The organism is Microcystis sp. M144S2 (assembly GCF_020246065.1).
Taxonomy (GTDB): domain Bacteria; phylum Cyanobacteriota; class Cyanobacteriia; order Cyanobacteriales; family Microcystaceae; genus Microcystis; species Microcystis ichthyoblabe_A.
Genome location: NZ_JADBTR010000095.1, coordinates 1 through 6,588, shown reverse-complemented (window position 1 = coordinate 6,588; position 6,588 = coordinate 1). Strand labels below are relative to the sequence as shown.

General features: G+C 35.9%; 6 protein-coding genes and 1 pseudogene. All 7 read right to left on the bottom strand.

The window, feature by feature from the left end:
- The coding region (locus IM462_RS11875; protein ID WP_287702020.1) for an NAD-dependent epimerase/dehydratase family protein at positions 1-743 on the bottom strand (743 nt) is incomplete at its 3' end.
- A 20-nt stretch (positions 744-763) separates the two neighbouring features.
- Entirely contained in the window at positions 764-1,543 is a 780-nt protein-coding gene (locus IM462_RS11870) for a glycosyltransferase (protein ID WP_287702018.1), read from the bottom strand.
- 372 nt (positions 1,544-1,915) lie between these two features.
- Positions 1,916-2,587 (bottom strand): class I SAM-dependent methyltransferase, encoded by a 672-nt coding sequence (locus IM462_RS11865; protein WP_287702016.1) that lies wholly within the window; start codon positions 2,585-2,587, stop codon positions 1,916-1,918.
- A 49-nt stretch (positions 2,588-2,636) separates the two neighbouring features.
- Positions 2,637-3,683 (bottom strand): glycosyltransferase family 4 protein, encoded by a 1,047-nt coding sequence (locus IM462_RS11860; protein ID WP_287702014.1) that lies wholly within the window; start codon positions 3,681-3,683, stop codon positions 2,637-2,639.
- Positions 3,684-3,727: 44 nt separating this feature from the next.
- A complete protein-coding gene (locus tag IM462_RS11855; protein ID WP_287702012.1) occupies positions 3,728-4,675 on the bottom strand; it encodes a glycosyltransferase family 2 protein in 948 nt (315 codons plus the stop codon).
- A gap of 23 nt (positions 4,676-4,698) precedes the next feature.
- Positions 4,699-5,607, bottom strand: coding sequence for a class I SAM-dependent methyltransferase (locus IM462_RS11850; protein WP_287702010.1), 909 nt, complete (start codon positions 5,605-5,607; stop codon positions 4,699-4,701).
- A 619-nt stretch (positions 5,608-6,226) separates the two neighbouring features.
- Positions 6,227-6,588 (bottom strand): annotated as a pseudogene (locus IM462_RS11845) (NAD-dependent epimerase/dehydratase family protein); the annotation flags it as partial.

The window sequence follows — 6,588 nt, the reverse complement described above, 5'->3', positions numbered from 1 at the left end:
TGTTGAGCAATGAGTCGAATTAATTGGGGAGTAGAAACAGCTTGGTTATCGCTAATTAAAAAAATTTGATTAGCGGCATTAGGATGATCTAAACAGGTAATAATGGCAGCAACTAAGTTACCCACAAAGACAAAACTACGATGATTTTTTATTGCACCAAAAGGTAAGGGTAATCCCCGTTTAATTAGTTTCATCAAGCGCTCCATATTACCCGGATTACCAGGACCGTAAACTAGAGTAGGACGAATAATTGTCCAAGTCATGTCACTATCTTTTGCTAGTTGAATTAAAGCTTGTTCTGCTTGCAATTTACTACGACCATAGGGACTATCAGGGTGACAGGGAGAATTTTCGTTAAGAATATCATCACTTTCGGCAGCCATAGCATGAATAGAACTGACAAAAATAAAGTGCTTAACTCCCGCTTTTAGCGACTGCTTAACTAGGTTAATAGTCCCCTTAGTGTTAACTCTGATAAATTCTGCTTCTGGATTGGATATAGTCTCATGAAGGATATGAGCGCGTCCTGCTAGATGAATAACGGTATCAATGCCTAGCAATGCTTCTTGCCAATCGGTTATATCATCAATTTCACCCACCTGAATAGCCTTAATTGACAGGGTTGCGGGAAACTCAAATTTCTGGCGAATTGCAGCTGTTATCTGGTAGTTATGTTGGTGTAAAGTTGGCAGTAAGTGGCTGCCAATAAAGCCGGTAGAACCTGTAACTAAAACATTTTTCATTATTAATTATTCAATTAAGTTTAGTAAAGTTTCCAACCATGTTTATTGAAAAAATACACAGCCGATTGAGCAAAAACTATTGCCAGTTTAGTCGAGTTGTGCGCTCCTCTTGCCCAATGATGATAAATATTGACATGGGGATAAAGTATGGTTTTGTATTTTTTAGACATTCTCATGGTCAAATCATAATCTTCAAAATACATAAACATATTTTTATCAAAATAGCCAATATCATCTAAATATTTTCTGTTAAATAGCATAAAACAACCACTAATAATCGGTACTTCCATTATCTGGTTATAGCTGATATCTCGCATTTCATACCAGTCCAATCTCTTTTTGAAAAGAAACTGCATTTTTTTTGGTATAAAACGTCTAATAAATAAGGTCAAAACTGTGGGTTGACGCTTACAAAGGTATTGGATATCCCCGTTAGGGTAAGATATTTTTGGAGTAATCAATCCCACATCTTGATGCTTATCGAGGTAGTGAATAAGTTCGGTGATCACATTATTATCAAAATAAACATCTGGATTGATAACTAAATGATAATCATAATTCTTAGACCTAGCAATAGCTAGGTTATGTCCTTGACCAAAACCAACGTTATTACCATTATTGAAGTAGTAATCTATATCGTATTCCTGAAAATTATCAAAGATTTTTTTGAGTTCATCAGTGGGAGAGTTATCTACTACTGATAAATTAATTTCCATGGGTGTGCTAAACAGAGACTTAATTGCTTGAGTAACTATCTCTGGGTCATTTTTGTAAAGGACAAGGGAGGCGCTAAGTTGCATAAGTATCTAAAGCTATTTTTTACTAAAAAGAGTATCCAAACAATTCTATATCTTCCTTGAGATGTTCACTAATAATTTTTTTAGTTTCTTCGTTATAATAACTCCTATAGTCTCGCTGACGTTGATGATTTTGATTGACGCTTGCTAGTTTTACTTCTGGTAACTTAAGCAATTCTAGTATTCTCTCATAGTCTTTTTGTCAAGTTTCAAATATAGTTAAAATATTCCCAGTCATTTAAGATAATTTTTCTCAGAGATTTCTCCAAAGACGACAACGCTACTTTGGGATTACGGATAAAAAGAGAGTTGTATTTGCAGGAAATTAACATTTTATTCTCATCTCCAGTTGATTTTTTAGTGACAGTCATAGAACTACATTTTTTTTGCTATGATAACCTTCTGATCTTCAATTACATTGCGCGTCGAGTTTACTAGACGTATTTCAGCGTGAAAACCACAACTTTCTAACCGTTTAGTTATATCCAATCCGTAATTTCTGAAGGCAAGAACTCTTCCCTGTCCACGAATTTGATCGCCATGATACTCAGGTTCAAGCTGATGTATGATAGTCCCATCAGGCTGCAAGAAACATCTTTCAACTGTTTTCGGGTTATCTGATAAAGGCACGGTAAAAATAAAATATCCATCTTTTTTTAAGACTCTGTAAATTTCAGAAAAACCCTTGCTGTCATCAGGAACATGCTCAAAAACTTCGGTAGAAGTCACTAAATTAAAAGATTCGTCGTTGAGAAGAAGATTTTGAACGTCTTGACAGACAACAGAGTTCTTCATCAATCCTAGAGGTACATCATCAAAGTATTCAGAAAAGTATAAATTTTTAAATTTACCCTTTAAGAATTTATACAAAGCTCCGCGAGAAGACAACTCGTAAACATAGGTACTGGTTGAAAAATTTAGAGATTCAATTGTCAAACCAACTGCTCTATGAATTTTAGTAGATCTACAGTTTAAACAACGAGTACCAAAATATCCTGGATGTATCTGAACCACCACAGAACCGCATAAATTACAAATCCCAATCATCTCAATAGAGCCTCCTTTTATTCTTGTATATGGTTATAGTTCATAATTTTTAATTAGCATCAATTAATTTTTTGTACTCCTGATAGTAATTGTCACACATACTTTCCAAAGAAAAAAGTTTTTCGGCTTTTAACTTAGCCAGAGAAACTTTGTCTTTAATTTCATCTAGCATAAGTATTTTGTTGTTCAAGTCGTCTATATCATCAAGCTGAAAAAAAGTTACTTCGTTTTCTCGAAATATTTCCCTAAATGTCGGAATATCAGAACAGATAATCGGAATTTCTAAATTAGCTGCTTCCACTAGAGCTAAACCAAATCCTTCCGAGCGAGATGGAAAAACAAAAACGTCAATATTAATCGCGGTTTCCCAGGGATTTTCTCGATAGCCTGTAAAAACACATCTTTGGGCAACTCCTAGTTTTTCTGCCAAGACTTGCAATCGATTAATGTCTTGAGATGTTCCCCCTATTGCTATCAGATCGTACTGGGTATTTTTCTGTAATACTTGGATAATTTGCTCCACTCCTTTTCTTTTATTTAGGATAGAAACTGTACCTATTACAATTTTATCTCCAGTTTTTATATTACTCCCTTTGATTGTCTTTACACTGTCATCCATTTTTTTTATTCCATTGTAAATTACAGTGGTATTTTTATAGCCAATTCCTTGATAGTATCTTTCCATCGTCTGACTTATGCAAACTGCCAAATCTAATTTTCGGCAGGCTAGGTTCCATAAATTTCCCCATATATAACCTAGTAGAGAGCCTTTGTCGTATCTGAGTTCATCGACGTGATAGCCATGAATGGTTGTAATCTTTATGCCCTTAATCTTATGGTAATTAATGGCAAGGTACAAATCGGGTTTTAATCCATGGGAGTGGACTATATCGTAATCTTTTAATTCTCGACAAAAACTGGTGAAACTTATTCTTTGAACAGGAGCATTAAAGCTGAGGCATTTTTCTTGAGCATTAGTTTCACTAAAGTAGAATACCTTCACCTCATGCTCAGGATAAATACTATTAGACAGCCACAGAGGTATTCTCGTTAAGCCACTATCTTTGAGACGAGGAATAATATAAGCGATTTTCATATATCGTATTTGCTCTCAACTTTTATTATCTATCTTCACTGCCATTATGCTGGACTATTTTTGACAAATGTAGTGATTCGCAGTTGTCGCTTAATATATCGCATTATTACTACTGCCAAAGAGAGCAATAATTCTAGTTTTGACTGCCTTAAAACTTCCTTTCTAGCTCTAAATTCTTCCCGCAATGCTAATTTTATATCTGAGGAGCGACCACCCAGTAAAAATTCAGCAGTGGCATAATCAAATTGTTTGGGTTTTGATAATTGAGTGAACCTGAGCCAAAGATGGTAATCCATAGCACATTTATAATTATTGTCAAACCCATTTACTTCTTCTATCAAAGCTCGTTCAGAAAAAACAGTCGAATGGGGAATCGTATTTACTATGTGAAGTAGTTTTTGACTAAATTTAGGAGGACAGAAGCAACCCACTATAGTATCGTCTGTATGACTTCTCAATAGTTGATTACCGAAACACCATCGCCAGCCTTCTGAATTATAAGATGAAACCACTGACGACAGGGTTGTGTCAGCAGCAAATTTATCCCCTGCGTGTAAGTGATTAATTAGAATTCCTGTTGCTAAACTTATCCCTTTATTCATAGCGTCAGAAATTCCTGCATCTGGTTCGCTTACCCAATAATCAATTACTTCCTCATACTTGCGTATAATATCAACTGTACCGTCCGTGGAACCTCCGTCTATGATGATATATTCCACGTTATCATAAGTCTGGCTAATGATACTCTGAATTGTCTGCTCTAAGTGCTTTTCTCCATTAAAAACTACCGTTATAATAGTAACCAAAGGAACTGTAAATTTTTCCGATAACTCACTTGTCTCCCCGTAGGAGTGCTTGAAATATCCCTTTGTTCTCAATCCTCCTTCTCCCTTACGTTCTGGATTTGCTGGAGATAATATGAGATATTGTAGGGGATCAGAAGTGAGCTTGCGAGTCGTGGAAAAGTTATGATTAAGATTAATTATTTTCATGATTGTTTGGAAGCGCGTAATTTTTAAGCAATCATCCAGAAAGAACCGGGTAATCGCTCTTCATTATAAGCATTGATATTATCAAGAAACACAGAATTCTTATAAGAAGATACCATAGATAAGGATGCCAAAATTTCAAACTTTTTGTTAAATTGTAGAAAGGTCTCTAAAAAGTATTGCTCGTTCCAGTATCGTGATTCTTTGAGATTCCATTCGATGGGATAATCATAGGGAAAAAATATATCGTGAATATGAACTAAGACTCCTGTTTTTAAACGGGGATAAACTTGAAGAAATTCAAACTCCACATCACTACCAGACTTAAACACATGACTAGAATCCACAAACAGAATATCATTGGTTTGCAGGGATTCAAAAACAGACAAATCTACGGCTTCTACTTTCTGGGTAAGCAAACTAAATTCTAGAAAATCTTTACTAATATTAGCAAAGTCTTTTAAAAAATCTTGAGGATAAGGCTCGATCGAGATCAGTTGTGATTTTTGGGAATTTTCTATAAAATTCATTTTTAAAGCTGCGGCGATAATTTTAGTGCTACCACCTGAGCCAATTTCAATTATCCGAGACGGCTTTTTTTCTCTGACCATAGCATAGAGGACTTCTGCATCGCCACTAATGAGAGCAGAAGTATCTTCGGAATAACCAAATGCTGAAAAAATTTCTTTATTGTTAAATTCTAAAGCATATTTTTCTAGTAAATATTTAACCAGTTCAGTTTGCTTGTCTAGATGCCATTCAATTGAGCTAAGAGGCCTTTCTTTGCCCGCGTATGTCATAATTTCCTGACGGTTGGGTATGGGCTGATAAAAATGGTCAGTAATTAGGGTGTAGCCAATATTTCTTAAGAGGGGATTGAAGATTTTTCTGGCTAGGGCAAATTTAATATTTCTTCTACCCTGCTCGGTTTGCATACGGTTAAGTAATTTTTTTCAACATTGTCAACCTTTACACTACTAATATTTACTGTCATGTTTTGTCGTCAAAGCCAACTGGGAACTGGCCTCCTTGATCAAACTATTACTAGCTGGTTGTTGCCTATTAAATCTTGACAAAATACTGATGCGGCAGCCTGTCACCCATAATGGGCAATTTAATTAACCGACCAGTTCAAGACCAGATTCAATGGGCATATTGGGTACATCCTACCCGATGATCAACTTCTTGTAAAGGTAATTAGTCAGTGCAATAATAACCGTTAATTGAGAATGGACAAAAACCTGACAGGGACTCTATTATAGAGTCCGCCACAGTAAGCCAGTCGCGGAGGAGAGCCGGAGCTGCGGAGCCGGGGGAAACAATCCATAACTGGGTTTTTAAAGTTGGATTGAGAGTTAATCATACTATCAAAAACGGATTTGGTATGAATTTATCATAAAAACACTATCAACCATGGATTTGGCATTAAGTAGCTAGACACAATTAACTACAGATATCTAACCACTTCTTGCATGAGTGCCTTTTGCCTTTTGCCTATCTTAACCAAGAAGTTAATTTTGTCCTATTGCTTATTGTCCCTATCTGAGCTTATCACTAATTTTCTGGCTGAATGGTTCGAGCTAATCCTTGCTCTAAAGTAAAGGGAGGTTGCCAATCCAGGGTTTTTTGAATATGGCTAGAGTCAACGGTAAGAGAACCAAGCAAGCGATCGATACTATAGGTGTTAAAAGGGAGGTTTTTCCCTGTTATGGATTCTATGCTATCACCCAGATAACCTAAGAATCTAAGTAGGGTAGTGGGGACGGGCAGCAATTGACAGGGTTGTTGAATTTGTTGAGCAATGAGTCGAATTAATTGGGGAGTAGAAACAGCTTGGTTATCGCTAATTAAAAAAATTTGATTAGCGGCATTAGGATGATCTAAACAGGTAATAATGGCAGCAACTAAGTTACCCA